This window comes from Clostridium tunisiense TJ, assembly GCF_000300195.1.
Lineage (GTDB): Bacteria > Bacillota > Clostridia > Clostridiales > Clostridiaceae > Clostridium_J > Clostridium_J tunisiense.
Map to the genome: position 1 here is coordinate 111604 of NZ_AMQH01000004.1, position 16667 is coordinate 128270.

At 31.5% G+C, this 16667-nt stretch carries 15 protein-coding genes and 2 tRNA genes; 13 read left to right on the forward strand and 4 right to left on the reverse strand.

The genetic code is table 11. The annotated features are described in order from the left end of the window. Window positions 1–9: 9 nt before the first annotated feature. From C661_RS0103240 to gdhA, 6 genes are all read left to right on the forward strand, one after another. Window positions 10–1218, forward strand: a complete 1209-nt coding sequence (locus C661_RS0103240; protein ID WP_017413862.1) for an ABC transporter permease — start codon at window positions 10–12, stop codon at window positions 1216–1218. A 413-nt stretch (window positions 1219–1631) separates the two neighbouring features. Beyond that, a tRNA-Lys gene (locus C661_RS0103245) sits at window positions 1632–1707 on the forward strand. 7 nt (window positions 1708–1714) lie between these two features. Beyond that, window positions 1715–1790, forward strand: a tRNA-Lys gene (locus C661_RS0103250). Window positions 1791–2071: 281 nt separating this feature from the next. Next, a complete protein-coding gene (locus C661_RS0103255) occupies window positions 2072–2713 on the forward strand; it encodes an undecaprenyl diphosphate synthase family protein (protein WP_017413863.1) in 642 nt (213 codons plus the stop codon). Window positions 2714–2874: 161 nt separating this feature from the next. After that, window positions 2875–4377: a phytoene desaturase family protein gene (locus C661_RS0103260; RefSeq protein ID WP_017413864.1), complete on the forward strand. Its 1503-nt coding sequence runs from the start codon at window positions 2875–2877 to the stop codon at window positions 4375–4377. A gap of 77 nt (window positions 4378–4454) precedes the next feature. Beyond that, entirely contained in the window at window positions 4455–5801 is a 1347-nt protein-coding gene (gene gdhA, locus C661_RS0103265) for an NADP-specific glutamate dehydrogenase (RefSeq protein ID WP_041876971.1), read from the forward strand. Between the two features lie 239 nt (window positions 5802–6040). Here the strand turns inward: gdhA and C661_RS0103270 are convergent, their stop codons facing one another. From C661_RS0103270 to C661_RS0103280, 3 genes are all read right to left on the reverse strand, one after another. Then, the gene (locus C661_RS0103270; protein WP_017413866.1) at window positions 6041–6562 is read right to left on the reverse strand and encodes a hypothetical protein; all 522 of its coding nucleotides are present in this window, start codon (window positions 6560–6562) and stop codon (window positions 6041–6043) included. Window positions 6563–7109: 547 nt separating this feature from the next. Next, window positions 7110–7313 (reverse strand): cold-shock protein, encoded by a 204-nt coding sequence (locus C661_RS0103275; RefSeq protein WP_017413867.1) that lies wholly within the window; start codon window positions 7311–7313, stop codon window positions 7110–7112. A gap of 198 nt (window positions 7314–7511) precedes the next feature. Further along, window positions 7512–8081 (reverse strand): nitroreductase family protein, encoded by a 570-nt coding sequence (locus C661_RS0103280; RefSeq protein ID WP_017413868.1) that lies wholly within the window; start codon window positions 8079–8081, stop codon window positions 7512–7514. A 394-nt stretch (window positions 8082–8475) separates the two neighbouring features. Between C661_RS0103280 and C661_RS0103285 the strand changes: the two genes are divergently transcribed. The 4 genes from C661_RS0103285 (at window position 8476) to C661_RS0103300 (ending at window position 12442) form a co-directional block, all read left to right on the forward strand. Further along, window positions 8476–9018 (forward strand): nitroreductase family protein, encoded by a 543-nt coding sequence (locus C661_RS0103285; RefSeq protein ID WP_017413869.1) that lies wholly within the window; start codon window positions 8476–8478, stop codon window positions 9016–9018. Between the two features lie 260 nt (window positions 9019–9278). Beyond that, the gene (locus C661_RS0103290; RefSeq protein ID WP_017413870.1) at window positions 9279–10772 is read left to right on the forward strand and encodes a flotillin family protein; all 1494 of its coding nucleotides are present in this window, start codon (window positions 9279–9281) and stop codon (window positions 10770–10772) included. Between the two features lie 378 nt (window positions 10773–11150). After that, entirely contained in the window at window positions 11151–11516 is a 366-nt protein-coding gene (locus C661_RS0103295) for a DUF2500 domain-containing protein (protein ID WP_017413871.1), read from the forward strand. Between the two features lie 29 nt (window positions 11517–11545). Beyond that, entirely contained in the window at window positions 11546–12442 is an 897-nt protein-coding gene (locus tag C661_RS0103300) for a class I SAM-dependent methyltransferase (protein WP_017413872.1), read from the forward strand. A gap of 110 nt (window positions 12443–12552) precedes the next feature. Here the strand turns inward: C661_RS0103300 and C661_RS0103305 are convergent, their stop codons facing one another. Beyond that, window positions 12553–13011, reverse strand: coding sequence for a putative ABC transporter permease (locus tag C661_RS0103305; protein WP_341349152.1), 459 nt, complete (start codon window positions 13009–13011; stop codon window positions 12553–12555). A 584-nt stretch (window positions 13012–13595) separates the two neighbouring features. Between C661_RS0103305 and C661_RS21215 the strand changes: the two genes are divergently transcribed. From C661_RS21215 to C661_RS23055, 3 genes are all read left to right on the forward strand, one after another. Beyond that, window positions 13596–14171: an RNA polymerase sigma factor gene (locus C661_RS21215; protein WP_439328868.1), complete on the forward strand. Its 576-nt coding sequence runs from the start codon at window positions 13596–13598 to the stop codon at window positions 14169–14171. Beyond that, on the forward strand, window positions 14161–14979 hold the full coding sequence (locus C661_RS0103315) for a zf-HC2 domain-containing protein (protein WP_017413875.1): 819 nt from the start codon (window positions 14161–14163) through the stop codon (window positions 14977–14979). The genes C661_RS21215 and C661_RS0103315 overlap by 11 nt, the downstream gene beginning before the upstream one ends. 266 nt (window positions 14980–15245) lie before the next feature. Beyond that, entirely contained in the window at window positions 15246–16475 is a 1230-nt protein-coding gene (locus tag C661_RS23055; RefSeq protein ID WP_017413876.1) for a S8 family serine peptidase, read from the forward strand. The last annotated feature ends 192 nt before the right edge of the window (window positions 16476–16667 follow it).

Genomic DNA, 16667 nt, shown 5'->3' on the forward strand with positions numbered 1-16667 from the left:
GGGGATACCATGAACCTTATAGAAAACTTTAAAATGGCTCTAGATAGTATCATAGCAAATAAAATGAGATCCTTTCTTACAATGCTAGGGATTATTATAGGAATCAGCTCAGTTATAGCTATTGTATCTCTTGGTCAGGGGGGACAAAAAACTATAACCAGTGAGTTTGAGAAAATAGGTTCTTCTAGTGTTACTATTAGTGTGAGAAGTGCAAATGCTAGCACTAGTGATTATATTACGGAAGAGGATGTAAGTCAGATTAAAGAAAGACTTCCTATGGTAAAGTATGCTACGCCTGTACTACAAAAGAGAGGCAACATAGTTTCTGAGAAAGCATCGAAATCCGTTGTACTAATCGGTGGAAGTGAGGACTTAAAGCAGCTTCAAAATATTGAAATGCTCTATGGAAGATATTATAATGCCAGTGAAACCTTAGAAGGAAAAGCGGTAGCTATAATTGATCAAGTTTCTGCAAAGGCTTTATTTGGCTATGAGGATGCAGTAGGTAAGGTTGTAACGGTTGGCCCTAAAACTGGTACGAAGAAAGCTACAATTATAGGAATTAGTAAAAGTCAATTTGACACCTTTGGTATGAGTGATGAAAATATGCCTGTAATGGCTTATGTTCCAACACGTTTTGTAATGCAACTATTTCCAAATGACACTTTGATTAGTAGTGTTATGATAACTTCAGATGATAAAAAAAATATAGAAGCTGCAGGAATTACCACCATAAAGCTATTAGAAAATAGACATGGAAATAGAGAAAGAGAAATATATAAAGCAGAGAATGTTTTAAAGCAGCTTGACCAAGTTAATAAAGTTCTTGGAATCTTTACAGCCTTTATTGGGGCTGTGGCAGCCATATCCTTAATTGTTGGAGGAATAGGAGTTATGAATATAATGCTGGTGTCAGTAACAGAGCGTACAAGAGAAATTGGAATTAGAAAAGCCATTGGAGCTACAACTAAAACTATTTTACTTCAATTTCTAACTGAGTCAGTGATTATTACCCTTATTGGTGGAATAATCGGGATGATACTAGGAATAGCCTTAGCTTATGGCCTTGGAACATTTGCTAATATTACCCCAGTAGTGTCACCTATGGTTATTGTAGGAACAATAATTTTCTCCTCTGCTGTTGGAATATTTTTTGGAATTTATCCAGCCAAGAAGGCAGCGGATTTAGATCCAATTGAAGCTTTAAGATATGAGTAGGATTTCACTTTGAAATAAGAATTAAATATAAAAAATTTAATATTAGTTTTTTAAAAGTTCATTTCAGATTTAAATAAGAACTAAAATAGCCCACAGAATTAAGCCTACTAAGGTTAATTCTGTGGGTTATTTTATACTTATATTGATAGGAAACTCAAAATCCTATGTATTAATAAATAGAGTTGCTAAGCTTACAGGAGGTTATTAGGCTTATTAATTTTTAAAGAATGCTTATTTTAAGAAACTATTTTCAAAAGGAATAGTTTAACTAGCTTAGATACATAAAAATCCTATAAAACAAAAGCAATAAACATTAATTTTACCAATAAGTAAAAATACATATATTAGATATTAAAATAGTTATTTACATATATGTATCAAAGTAGTACAATGTTTTTGTAAGCAATACTTGTGTGCCATTAGCTCAGTTGGTAGAGCACTTGACTCTTAATCAAGGGGCCCAGGGTTCGAGCCCCTGATGGCGCACCACATATTTGTGTCATTAGCTCAGTTGGCAGAGCACTTGACTCTTAATCAAGGGGTCCAGGGTTCGAACCCCTGATGACGCACCAAAAATACCTTAAAGCTTTTAATAGCTTTAAGGTATTTTTTATGCTTTAAATCTGATTATAGGGACCAGAAAAAACTCATTTTGTCATAAAAAGTTTTATAACGGGAAAATCACTTGTGATTACTTCTTATAAACATGTCAATAATTATAAAGATAATAACGTTATAAATTATGATAACTATTAAATTTAGCTGATGCTAAAAGGGTTAGACATAAGTCTATAGCTAAGGGAATATTTATCAATTCGAAATAAAAGAAATCGTATGATATTAGGAGGATTTTATGAGAGTACCTAATCACATTGGAATAATTCCAGATGGCAATAGAAGATGGGCAGAAAACAAAGGATTTGGAAGAGAAAAGGGGTATGTGGCAGGAATTGACCCAGGGTTAATTCTTTTTAAGTTGTGTCAAAGTGCAGGAGTGAAAGAAGTGACCTACTACGGCTTCACTGTTGATAACACTAAAAGACCAACTGAACAAAGGGAAGCTTTTACAGAAGCCTGCATTAATGCAGTTAAAATTCTTGCCAATGAAGATGCAGAGTTATTAGTTATAGGAAATACAAGGTCTCCTATGTTCCCAGAGGAGCTACTACCTTATACTACAAGAAAGGTTTTTGGAAAAGGTGGTATTAAAGTGAATTTTCTAGTTAATTATAGCTGGAAATGGGATTTAGACGAACTTAAAAAATCCACCTCTAAAAGTAATAATATAGCTAATCAAATCCAATCCAATGACATTTCAAGAGTAGACTTAATAATTCGTTGGGGAGGAAGAAGAAGATTAAGTGGCTTCCTTCCAGTTCAATCTATATACTCTGATTTTTATGTTATTGATGAGTATTGGCCAGACTTTAAGCCACAACATTTTTATGATGCTATAAGTTGGTATGAGGAACAAGATATAACCCTTGGAGGTTAATAGATAAGTTATAGGTATTTAAATAAGAGGTTTTATAACTTGGTAATAGGCTGGAGCTTACCAGCCTAATATTTATCAGTTATTTATATAAGATATTTTATAACTAACCGATTGTTGCAGGAAATGATATTTTCTAAAGTTTTTTGAGGAGATGTATAACTTTGAACAGTAAAGTAATAATTATTGGTGCTGGAATAGGAGGGCTCGCTACTGGTGCAAGATTGGCTAGCAGAGGTTATAACGTAGAAATATATGAAAAAGAAGATACTATTGGTGGAAAAGTTAATAGGTTTGAAAGTGGAGGTTTTAGTTTTGATAGCACAGCATCTATATTAATGACACCACAGGTTTATAAAGAGGTATTTACTTATGCCAACAAGGCTAGTGAAAATTACCTAGAGTTTATAAAATTGGACCCAAATTATAGAGTGTTTTATCATGACCAAACTACTTATGACTTCTCTAGCGATTTAACTAAGCTTGTTCCTACTTTAGAAGAAATATCAATTGAAGATAGTGCCTCTTTTATTAAGTTATTGGCACACTCTTATGAAAAATATCTTATAGCGGATAGATATTTTCTAAGTAAGCCTTTTACAAGGTTTATTGATTTTTTCAATCCTCTAACAATCTCTAAGGCCATAAAGACCAATACCCTTTCAACTACATTTAAGTATACAAAAAACTTTATTGATAATGAAAAGTTAGTGAAGTATATTTGTTTCCAAGCTATGTATGTAGGAATATCTCCTTATGAAGGACCTAACATATACACTCTTGTTCCAGCAGTATCACAACTTTATGGTTTGTGGTATCTAAAGGGAGGGATGTATTCATACGTAAAAGCACTAGAGAAAATTATTCTTGAATTTGGCGGGAAGATACATAGGAATTCTCCAGTAAAAGAAATCTTATTTTTAAAGGATAGAGCTATTGGAGTAAGTACTGATGAAGAAGAAGTTAAAGGGGATATTATAATTTGTAATGCAGATTTTTCTTATTCCATGAAAACGTTAATTAAAGATAATAAAGCAAAGGCAAAATATAAGAATAGAAGAATTGAAAATATGAAGTATTCTTGTGGTACTTTTATGATTTATCTAGGGCTTAAAAAGAAATATCCTACTCTAAATTTACATAATCTATATCTTGGAGAAGCTTTTGAAAAGAATATTCAAGCTGCATTTCAGGGGGAACTCCCTGATAAACCATCACTGTATATATATTGTCCAAGTACTATTGATGATAGTTTATGTTCTGGGGGAAAAGAAGTGGTTAATATAATGGTTAGAGTACCTAACCTATTATTCGAGAGGGTTAACTGGGATTCTCATGGAATTAGTGAACTTAGAAATATTGTAATAAATACAGTGAAAAAGATAAAAGGACTAGAAGATATAGAAGACAATATAGAAGTTGAAAAGTATTTCACCCCTTTGGATATGAGAAATTCTTATAATTCCTACGGTGGTGCATCCTTTGGCCTTAGTCATACACTTACTCAAACGAATTATTTTAGGCCAAGTATAAAATCACAAAAAATAAGGAATCTTTACTTTGTAGGGGATTCTGTTCACCCTGGTACAGGGGTTTCAATAGTTTTAAATTCTAGCAAAATCGTTACAGAAGAAATATTGAAAAATTCTCCAAGGAATAAGTTATAAATAATACTTAGTTACATATAATAGTAGTGCGGTAATTTTAGTCTAAAGGAGATATAAGTATGAATACAATAATGGCTATGAGTGCAAGGGAATATGTGAGCAAGGTACTAAGCAACCTGGAACGTGACAATCCCCTTGAAAAGGAATTTCATCAAGCAGCTAAGGAGATATTGGAATCCTTGGTGTGTATATTAGATAAGCATCCTGAGTACATGAAATTAGGTATTCTTGAAAGAATAGTTGAACCAGAAAGAGTATTTATGTTTAGAGTTCCATGGGTTGATGATAATGGTATTGTAAGAGTAAATAGAGGTTATAGAGTTCAATTTAATAGTGCCATAGGACCTTATAAGGGTGGCTTAAGATTCCATCCATCAGTAAATTTGAGCATAATTAAATTTTTAGGTTTTGAGCAAATATTTAAGAACTCCTTAACAGGGCTTCCTATTGGTGGTGGAAAAGGTGGAGCAAACTTTGATCCTAAAGGAAAATCAGATTGGGAGATAATGAGATTTTGTCAAGCCTTCATGGCAGAGCTTTATAAATATATTGGTGTAGATATGGACGTTCCAGCAGGAGATATTGGGGTTGGAGCAAGAGAAATTGGTTATCTCTATGGACAGTATAAAAAGCTAACAAGACAATATGAACCAGGAGTTTTAACTGGCAAGGGGCTAACCTTTGGTGGAAGCCTTGCAAGAAAGCAAGCTACAGGTTATGGATTAGTTTATTTTACAAAAGAGATGTTAAAGAGCAATAATATGTCCTTTGATGGACAAAGAGTTATTGTATCTGGCTCTGGAAATGTAGCTATTTATGCTATGGAAAAGGCCACAGAACTAGGTGGTAAGGTTATAGCATGTAGTGATTCTAATGGATATATCTATGACAAAAATGGAGTAAACCTTGAAACAGTAAAAAGGATTAAAGAAGTTGAAAGAAAGAGAATAAGTGAATATGTGAAGGAACATCCAGAAGCAGAATATCATGAAAACATGAGGGATATATGGAATATTCCTTGTGATATAGCTCTTCCATGTGCAACTCAAAATGAATTAGATATAAACTCAGCAAAAGCACTTATAAAAAATGGCGTAAAAGCTGTAGGGGAAGGAGCAAATATGCCTTCTACCTTAGAAGCTATTGATGCCTTCTTAGATAATAAAATTTTATTTGCTCCTGCAAAAGCAAGTAATGCTGGTGGAGTTGGAGTGTCTGCTCTTGAAATGTCTCAAAATAGCATGAGGATGGCATGGACCTTTGAGGAAGTAGACGATAAATTAAAGAATATAATGAAAAACATTTATGAAAAGAGCATGGTTTCTGCTGAAGAATGTGGATGTCCAGGAAATCTAGTAGTTGGAGCAAACATTGCAGGCTTTATAAAAGTTGCTGATGCAATGATAGGTCAAGGAGTAGTATAGAGAAAATAAATAAAGCTTTAGAAAGATTAAAATCATTAACAGAAAACCCTACAAGCAGAACGTGAAAACATTTGCCTGTAGGGTTTTTTAATTGTATAGAAAAGTTAAAGAAAGTAAAACAATTTATATTTATGGGATAACTTAATTAGATAACCAGCAAAGCTTCAAGCAGTATTTATTGGGTGCAAAAAGAAAGGTTATAGACACATAAAAAAACTAAATACTGATTATAAAGGAAGTTAATTATTAAAGGAAATACGATTAAGCTTAGTAGCAGCACACTTATCTATTTCAACAATAGTGTCTTTATAACTTTGAGATACATCTGGGCAGTTTGATAAAATCGTATCTATAACGTAATCTATATTATCATCATTAATTTGCTTTCCTTCAATTCCTTCAAAAACTATGGAATTTTCATCACTTAAATTGTTGTAAATTGTGTCAGCAATAGGAGCTTTAGTTACAGTTGGTCCTTGTAAGTAATTATTAGAGTAATATAAAGCATCCTCCACTGTAAAAAATTCCCCATAGGAATACTCTTTAGTGTTAGAATCTGAATTATCTTCACAAGAACATGGGTATTGAAGATGTTCAACATGTTTAATATCTAAAACATTTTTATAATCTCTTCTTGTAAGTACTGAACGAACCTCTAAATCAGACAGTCTATTTTTTATAGCGTCAGAAAAGGTTTCACCAGATTCTACAATGAATTTTTTTATTGATATTGTTTTTTTCATGTTATAATTTCTTTGCATTAGCGTAAGCCCCTTTATTATTTATTTTCTTAGTTATACCTTCATTAATAGGTGATAAAAACACATAAGCTTCAGTAGGCCTTTTACATTAATAATTATTTCAACACAACTTATGTTATAGGGAACTAAATTCAAGGCATAACTTATACATTGAACCTACCTTGGTTCCCTTAAGACTTTTTGAAGACGAATAAAATAAAATTCGACTTGGAAGCCTATAAAAAGTGCAAAATTTAAAAATGTGGTTAAGAAACTTCCTTATTGTATTTCCTATATAAGTTCTAATATGAACGGTGAAGTCTTTTAAGTAAAAAAGTTGATTATTAGAGGTTATATAAATGAAGATATTACAAAGAATAACTAGTTTTATATGACAGAAAACCACCCTTTTACGGGTGGTAAAACATTTGAAACAAGCAATATATAAGTTGTTATATTGTTTCCATATTAAATTTTCACATTAAAGCAACTTATATAAATGAAAATATAAACAGAATTAAAAATTCTGTAAGTATTACATACTATATATAAATGTTATTAATTACTATTATAGTTTAACTACGTTAGTAGCTTGCATTCCTCTAGGTCCTTTTTCAACTTCGAATTGAACTTGTTGACCTTCTTCTAAGTTCTTTCTAGCATCATTTCCTTGGATTGCTGTGAAGTGAACGAAAACATCGTCTTCTCCTTGAACTTCAATAAATCCAAATCCTTTTTCTGAGTTAAACCATTTTACTGTACCAATTTTCATTAAAAATCCTCCTAAGTGAAACATAACAATTATCTTTTAATTATGTTCCCTGTTAATCTGTTAAGTATAGCACAATAAGAAAAAAAAAGCAAATTTATTTTTAAAAATTTAATTAAATTATTGATAAAATTAAAAGCTACAAAAAAAGACAATTTAAAAAGGCTATGCACTTCATTCTAAGCATAGCCTTTTTAAATATTATTTTATGAAGTTTACTACATTTTCTCTTCTTGGAAATGGCTTAATTTCTTTTGTTATTGCAGAATATCCAAAGGTTACAGCAAACTGTGGTTTGTAGCCCTCAGGAATATTAAGTTTTTTAACTTCCTCTTGGTTTTCGAATAAAAAGGTAGTAAGGCCTACCCAACAAGAAGCAATTCCAAGACTTTGAGCCATAAGAAGCATGTTTTGAGCTGCTGCACTACAATCAGCCATAGGGCAATATGGAAGTTCTTTGTTATTAGTTTCTAAACCAGATACTATAATTGTAGTAGGTGCATTATGTAAAATATGGTACTTTTCATTCTCAGCCATTTTTACGATCCAATCAGTAGAAGCTTTCTTCATTAGTTCTTTTGATTTAACATTAATTTCATCTAACACTTCTTTATTTTGAATAACAGTAAAATGCCAAGGTTGATCGTTATGACCACTTGGTGCAAAGATACCAGCTTCAAGAATTAGATTTAATTCCTCATCTTTTATCTGTTCAGGTAGATACCTTCTTACACTTCTTCTGTCTTTAATTAATTCTAAAATATTATTCATTTGTTATTCCTCCTATGGTTCTCTAGTTTTAAAGTCTGGTGACCAAATTATAAAATTAGTTTTAAAATCACACCACAATATTTACTTTGAACTGATACATGCTTACTATAGGGAAGAGTGCCCAAAAATTCAACTTATATAAAATCTACAGTAGTGCCTTTAAGGCTCCTGGAGATGAATGAAATAAATTTTATTCTAGGAACTATAGTAATTTGTTTAAAGCTATTATTTAAGGAATTTATTAGGTGACTCTAAAAACATAAATATAGTTTATACTATTTTTATAAAAATTTAAACAGTAGATAAAGTTTCAAAATGAAAATTACCAAGGAAACTTTTGGTATAATATAAGTAAGTATATATTTTTTAATAAATTCTATATTGGAGGAATATTATGAGTTTTAAAGAGTTGGTGGATTTAAGAGAAAGTACTAGAGCATACATGGATAAAAAGGTTGAAAGAGAACAACTAGAAATTTGTATTGAAGCTGCAAGAATGGCACCCTCAGCTTGTAACTCTCAGCCTTGGAAGTTTGTCCTAGTAGATGATGAAAAAGCAGTTGAAGATGTTGCAAAAATGGTTTATGACCCAGTTATTCGTATGAATAAATTTGCTTTAGAAGCACCAGCTTTTATAGTGGCAGTACTTGAAAAGCCTAATATTACTTCGAAAATAGGGGGCATTATTAAGGGAAAGGATTACAGTATTACAGATATAGGTATTGCTACAGAACACATTTGCCTTGCAGCTGCAGAACAAGGGCTCGGAACTTGTATTATTGGTTGGTTCAAGGAAAAAGAAATTAAAGAGTATTTAAAGATACCAAAAGGAAAGGAAGTACCCCTAGTAATTACTATTGGCTATCCTAAAAATAAAGAAGTTAGAAAGAAAGTAAGAAAAGAGCTAAAAGATATAATGAGCTACAATCATTACTAGAAAGAGAAAACTTATGTACATTATATAAGTTGCAATAATATTTCTACATTATTTAATAAAATAAAAGCAACTTAATGAAAGAGAATGCAAAAGTAGGTTTATCATTTGTGTAGTGTCTTTGTTACATTCTATATATTTTACTTATGTAATAAGTTAAATGTTACTATTTAGAAAATTATCTAAATATTCATTGAAACAAAATTCAGAACAATATACAATTATAGTAGGGGAATAATTTAATATTAAAGGGGGCAATATATTTGGAAATTCTAACTAAAGTATTACCTTATGCAATTCCAGTGGTGGCGGTATTAATTATAATACTATTATTCTGGAAGCGTATGCCAGCAGATAAAGCTATGGTAATCACAGGTTTAAAAAAGAGAGTTCTTTCAGGAAGAGGGGGTATATTAATACCTATTTTAGAAACCTCTTGCACAATTTCCTTAGAAAACATTTCAATTAAAACAGATATTAATGAAGCACCTTCAAAGCAAGGAATCTTTGTTAATATAATAGGTACAGCAGTAGTTAAAATTAAAAATGATACAGAGTGCATTTTAAAGGCTGTAGAGCAGTTTTGCAGCGGTGGAGCACAAGATACTACAAAGGTTATAAGCAACATAGTAGAGCAAATTTTAGAAGGTAAGCTTAGAGGAATAGTTTCTACTTTAACAGTAGAGCAAATTAATGAAGATAGAGCTGCTTTTGAAGCAAGAATTGAAAATGATATAAATAAAGAGTTAGAATCTATGGGACTTTCACTTGTTTCTTATTCAATTCTTAAAATATCAACTCAAGGTGGATACCTTGAAAATAGAGCAAAACCTCAAATAGCACAATCTAAAGCTGATGCCGACATTGCTGAAGCTGAAAGAAAAAGAGATACAGAAATTAAAACAGCTAATGCTATAAGAGAAGGACAAAAGGCAAAATTAAGCGCTGAAACAGAAATTGCTGAAAGCGAAAGAGATAAATCATTAAAGGTTGAAAGCTACCGTGCTGAAAGAGATAAGGCAAAGGCGAATGCTGACGTAGCTTATAAACTTCAAGAAATTGAAAACCAATCCCTTTTAGCTCTTCAACAAGCAGAACTTGCTAAGAAAAATGCCTTAGTTATTGAAGAAAGACTTGTTGCAGAAGTTAAAAAACCTGCAGATGCTAAGAAGTATGAAACTGAGGTTAATGCAGAGGCGAGCAAAATTAGAGCTATAAAAGAAGCAGAAGCAGAGGCAGAAGCTATTAGAATTAAAGCTATAGCAGAGGCAGATGCTAGGAAAATTGAAGCTCAAGCAGAAGCTGAGGCAATTAAAGCCAAAGGACTTGCAGAGGCAGAATCAATTAAAGCTAAAGGTCTTGCAGAAGCTATGGCTAAGGATAAACTTGCAGAAGCTATGGCGAAATACGGCGAGGCAGCAGTAGTTGAACTTATAGTAAGTAGACTTCCAGAAATTATGGCTTCAGTTGCTAAACCTATGGAGCAAGTAGATAAGATTACAATCATTGATAATGGGGGTAGCCAAGGTGGCTCGAAGCTTTCAAAGATTGTAACTGATGTGGCAGCAAATGGCTTTGAAGTCCTAAAGGATTTAACTGGAGTAGATGTTAGCGATATACTAAATAATTTTGCAACTAAAAAATCTATTGAAAATAAAACTTCAGTTAAAGAAGTTATAGAAAATATTTCTCAAGATAAAAACTTAATTAGTGAAGTTGTAGAAAATATAGCTAAAGAAGAAAAGCTTGAGGATTAACCTATAAGGAATCTGAGTTAAAGATAATTTGCAAATGAATCAGTTGAAGATTCATAAGTGATTTTAAGCTTAATAAACAAAAATATGTTTGTGAACACCAATAATAATTTAGAGTAAGGATTGAAGTTTCCTTACTCTTTTTTTATAGACTTTCAACATGAAGTTATATTCCATTCATCTCCCAAAAGTTTTAAGAAACCAACTTAAACTAAATAGCAATTAATTCTTAATTTAGTTTCTAGCACAGGGGAGTTAGACTTCTTTTATGGTAATTAATATAAACTCTGTGTGAATTATAATAACAGGATTTTACTAATATTGGGGTACTAAGTACAAGTATACTGCGTATAATATAATAAAACTTTTTAGGAGGTTACAATGGATTTCATGTTTAATCTTTTCCCAATCTTTTTCATTATAGTATTTGTAGTTGTCATAGGATCTTTTATAGTAGCTGCAATCACTGGTGTAAAAGAGTGGAGTCATAATAATGGCCAACCAAAGCTTACTGTAAACGCAAAGATAGTTGGAAAAAGGGAAAATGTTACTCACCATAACCACAATAATGGGGACCAAGTACACCATACTACATCTACCACATATTATGTGACCTTTGAAGTAGAAAGTGGTGATAGAATGGAGCTTACTGTTAGTGGAAGTGAATATGGAATGCTAATTGAAGGAGACAAGGGTAAGCTTCATTTTCAAGGAACTCGTTACCTAGGATTTGAAAGAATTTTCTAAAGGTACTTAGAAAATAGGGAGGTACTAAAGTGAACAGTTTATGGTCAAATTGTGTGCAAGGACCTTTGACCTTAGATTTAAGTAGAGAGATAAGGTTTAAGGATTGCTATAAAGATAAACTTATGGAGGCACTAGGGTTAAAATCAGGAATCACAGTGATTGATATAGGCTGTGGACCTGGTACCCTTACAAGAAAGTTTTCAAAATGGCTTGGAGAACAGAGCAGAATAATTGGAATTGATATAGATACAAAGTTTATAGACTATGCAAAAAACAAAGCAAAGAATCTAGGAATAAATAATATTTTCTATATTGAAGGAGATGCTCTAAAGATACCCTTAAAAGATGATTCGGTGGATGCCTGCACTTCTCATACAGTAATAGAGCACGTACCTAACAAGGCATTTTTGTTAGAACAAAAAAGAATCTGCAAACTAGGGGGAACAGTATCTGTAATTAGTGTAATGCATAAACAAATTATAAAGGCACTATCTAAACATGGGCCACAAATTAGCCAAAGAGAAAGAGAACTATGGAGTGTTATAGATGAATATTGGGAAGAAGAAGATAAAAATAGAGAGGTAGATAAATATCAGATGAAACCAATTGAACTTCCTTTACTATTTGAGGAGCTAGGTTTTCACCATATTAAAATTAATGCCTTAGCTATTCCAACTTGTGTAGATGACTGTAGAAATAATCAGCAGGACAGAATTGCAATTATAGAGTCAGAACGAGCTATGGAATTAGAGGCTTTAGAAATAGGCATAAGGCAGGTTCCTTATAAACTTCCAAAGGAAGATATTGAAGAATTAAGAAGTTTAATTGAAAATAGATTTACAAAAAGAATTGATATGATAGAGAATGGAAAGGCTATTTGGGACTTTACTGTTGTAACTTTAATTATTGTTAGTGGCAGGAAATAAATAAATAAGTTAATTAACCCTAGATTTCTTTAAGGTTTCTATAAAATTAGAAAACCTAATAGAAATCTAGGGCTTTTTAGGAGGCAATAAGCTTTAGTTAAAGCTTGTTTTTATGCCTTTGATTCAGTGATGCTGCGCTGAACCATAAGAAGCATATCGTGAAATTTTTCAAATAACAAACCTGCAACGAACCACGCAGGGCCATAAGCTAGGGTGATTACGCCGTAAATTTGCAAAGGCTTAGTAGTATAATCCCAAGGACAGACACCTATTGTAAACTTAAGTAGCATACCAGTAACAAATTCTGCTGCAAGAATTAATAGCATATATAACCCTCCTCTAATAACAAGTGGAAGGTGCCTTATCCTGTTATGGACGGGTTCAAGAAAAACAGCAAGACCGTATATGGGGAACATCCATATGTAAGTATGTCCAGTGAGTTTCACATCACCACTTAACATAGAAAATAACCCAGTCCATAAAACCTCTACACAAAAACCAGCAAGTCCGTAGATAATAAATCTTTTTCCCATATCTATAGTTTTTTCATATATACTAAAACTATGCAATTAATGTTAAATAGTACAAGTATCTGAGAAAATTACATAAACTTTACAAATCCACGTTACTTTTTTTATATTTATTGCGTCTAAGAAGTGTAAAGAGCATTTGGAGAAAAAAATTACTGTAATCATTACAGAAAACTCACAGTAGTTGTTTTAATAAGATGCTATGGGCTTTAAATAGATCTACTTAATGAGTATCTAATAGCCAAAAAGGAAGCTAAGAATGCAGTTTATAGGATTTTAAGGTGAAAATGAATAAAATTCATCACCCAAAAGCTTTAAGAACACCAAGGTAGAACTAATGTACAAGTTGAATTTTAACTCTGGTTCCCTATAACATAAGTGAAGGTATAAATTGCCTCCTATATGTCCCAACAAAACAAATAGCAAAGGCTTTAAGATAAGAAAATGAAAATAGCCTTACACTTGGATAAACTAAACAACTTAGCTTCCTATCTATTTAACTTTTGAAGGATGTAATTTCCCTTAGAATTGAGATTATCTATTTTTAAGGACAAACAATTTTAAAAATAAATTTATATTTTTATTAAGTTATTTCATTTAGAATAACTAGATTATTTAGGACGGTGAGGAATTTGTTTACTGATGACATATTAATAGATAAGGTATTGGCAGGAGATTGCCAGGCTTTTGAAGTACTTATTAAAAAGCATCAAGGAGTAATTTATAATTATTTATATAAAATTACCTTAAATAAGGAAGATGCAGAGGATATGACTCAAGAGGTATTTATAAAAGCTTACAATAAATTATATACCTTTGAGAAAAAATCTAATTTCTCTACTTGGATATTTAAAATAGCTATAAATACTTTAAATGATAACTTTAAAAGGAAAAAACACTACGATTTAGATAAAGAAGAAGCAATGATGAATATAAAGTGTAGCGAAAGAGATATTCCTGAAGAGGCATTAAGCTTAAAAGAGAAAAAGTTAGAGGTTTTAAAACTTCTAGACGAGCTAACCTTAGAACAAAAAAATGCAATAATACTAAAATACGTTAGAGGTTTTTCTTATAAGGAGATAGGTAAGATTCTGGGAGTTAATGAAGAATCTGCGAAAATGAAGGTTTACAGAGCAAGGAAAAAGCTTTGCAGTACAAAAAGCAATCATATTGAAGGGAGTGTTTTAAGTGAAGTGTAATACAGATATATTGTTTAAATTTATAGATAACACCCTATCCGATGAGGAAGAATTAATATTTGAAGAACATATAAACCATTGTGAAACCTGCAGGGAAACTTACAACACTTTTAAGCTTTTAGAAGTCTTAGAGGAAGAAGATGATATAAGCATAGATGTTTCAAGTAAGGTAATGGAAAATATCGATAAAAACAAATATTCAAAGAAAAATTATTGGTATTTAAATAAATTTTTAATAAATAAGAAAAACATATACAAATTTGCAGCAGTAGCAATGATAGCTATTATGTTTACTGCTGGAATATTAAATAATAAATATATAGGGTTATTTATGAAGGGGATTAACACTGCAAATACAACCAAACAGGGGAACCTTTCTCCAGCAGCAAATAGTAATAGTAAAGAGGCAGAATTAGGCGAACGTTTTATATTAAGTAAAGATATGGTTAAAGCAGCAAACATAAATCTAATATTATACGATTATAAGTTTACTGAAAGTCATAGGATAAATTCACAAGAGATAAATAGAGAAATTGATAAAATAGAGGAAAGAACTATGTGGATAACGCTAAAGCCATATACACCTAACCTTGATTTAGATAGTCCTATATTCAAAATCAATATAGAATATGAAAAAGCAAAATACGAGTACTATGGTTATGAAACAAAGGGCTTCAAGGAAAAAACTATTATATTACAAAAGTACACTGGAAATATAAATAAAGATAAGGAATTTTACTTATTAGAAGAAGAACATAACATTGTACAAGACTTAATGAACAAATTTGCTGCTAATGAGAAGAAGTAACTTAAAATATGATTTTTCATAGTAGTAATTTGTGTGCAAAAGTATTTCTCGAGAAGTAAATTTTAGAAAACTATCTTAAACATTAAGAGGATGGGAAACACAACTAGATTTTACAACAAGAAATATTTCTATGCTCCAATGTAGCTAATTAATTCCTTTAATTATTGTTTTACGCTGATTGATCAGAATGAGCTTAGTTTATTTTTTATGGTTAACCATTACATTCTTTATTAGAAATATCAAGTGCTGTAAGGGGATAGAGGTTTATGAAAAAGTATGTATTGTTATCGATGGCTATAATTATTATATTGTTGGGTGGATATTTTTCAAGTAATAAGATTTCAAAGGATAAGGAAGTTTCAACCTACTTGAGCAAGACTTACGAGTTACCTGCTTTTGATGAGAACCTTCCAGATGAGATACATGTTAGGTTGAACCAAGTTGACTTAAAAGGGAAAGATCTATCAGAGTTAGATATAAATGATAGAAGCAAAGATCTATTTTATGCGTACTTTGATACTACAACTAAATGGCCCACTAAAGATAAAATGCCAAAGGATTATAATCCAAAAGAAATATTAAACTTGGGGAAAGACCCAGGACTTGATATTAAAAAGCTTCATAAGCAAGGGATTACTGGGAAAAATATAGGTATAGCAATATTAGATTCACCTTTAAAAAATAAGCATGAGGATTACCAGGATAGAATAAAACATTACGAAGAGTTATATAATCCAAGGACCGATAATCTCATGCATGGACCAGCTGTAACATCAATCGCTGCAGGTAAGACTGTAGGGGTAGCACCTAAAGCTGATATATATTATTTTGCAATTAATAATACTTATCTAGATAAAGCGGGTGATTCACACATGGATTTTGAAAAAGTGGCAAATGCAATAGATAAAGTGATAAGTTTAAATAGTGGATTGGCAAGTAATAAAAAAATAAAAGTTATTTCTATGTCTATGGGATGCTCTCAAGAAGATAAAGGATATAAGGAGTTTATAGAAGCTGTAGACAGAGCTAGTAAAGAAGGCATATTTGTTATTTCTACATCATTATCTAGAACACATGGATTCAAGTTTTCGGGATTAGGAAGATTCCCAGCAGATAACCCTAATGAAACCTCATCATATGTAGCAGGTAAGTTTTGGGAAGGATCAGTTTTTTCAAAAAATACTCCAGAGCAATTTTTAGAATGGGATACAGGATACGTACATTTCCCAATGGATTCTAGAACTGTTGCAGGACCAAACTACAATGATGAGTATGTTTTTCATAGATATGGTGCATTTAGTTGGGTAGTTCCATATATCTCTGGATTATATGTACTAGCTTATGATGCAAATGATAAGATTACACCTGAGGTTTTTTGGAAAACTGTAATAGAAACAAGCAAGCCAATTGAAGTTGAGTACAAGTCACAAAAATATGAATTTAAACATGTTATAAGTCCAGTAGATTTGATAGAAAAAATAAAAACACTTAGCTGACAAAAAATCATACTGTCTATATTAGTACTTTTTTATCAATAATAGTATTTAAAATATAGCAGGAAATCAAAGCTTATTCTATAGGCAAATCTATAAAAGGTTTGCTTGTAGAATATTTTATTATATTAAGAACTTAACCTTTAACTCATAAAAGCTCTATAATCCTTAATGTATTAACTTTAGGTTTTATTT

Coding starts and splice junctions, on each gene's coding strand:
- C661_RS0103240 (WP_017413862.1), top strand. CDS start 10: ATGAACCTTATAGAAAACTTTAAAATGGCTCTAGATAGTATCATAGCA.
- C661_RS0103255 (WP_017413863.1), top strand. CDS start 2,072: ATGAGAGTACCTAATCACATTGGAATAATTCCAGATGGCAATAGAAGA.
- gdhA (WP_041876971.1), top strand. CDS start 4,455: ATGAGTGCAAGGGAATATGTGAGCAAGGTACTAAGCAACCTGGAACGT.
- C661_RS0103270 (WP_017413866.1), bottom strand. CDS start 6,562: ATGCAAAGAAATTATAACATGAAAAAAACAATATCAATAAAAAAATTC.
- C661_RS0103275 (WP_017413867.1), bottom strand. CDS start 7,313: ATGAAAATTGGTACAGTAAAATGGTTTAACTCAGAAAAAGGATTTGGA.
- C661_RS0103280 (WP_017413868.1), bottom strand. CDS start 8,081: ATGAATAATATTTTAGAATTAATTAAAGACAGAAGAAGTGTAAGAAGG.
- C661_RS0103285 (WP_017413869.1), top strand. CDS start 8,476: ATGAGTTTTAAAGAGTTGGTGGATTTAAGAGAAAGTACTAGAGCATAC.
- C661_RS0103295 (WP_017413871.1), top strand. CDS start 11,151: ATGGATTTCATGTTTAATCTTTTCCCAATCTTTTTCATTATAGTATTT.
- C661_RS23055 (WP_017413876.1), top strand. CDS start 15,246: ATGAAAAAGTATGTATTGTTATCGATGGCTATAATTATTATATTGTTG.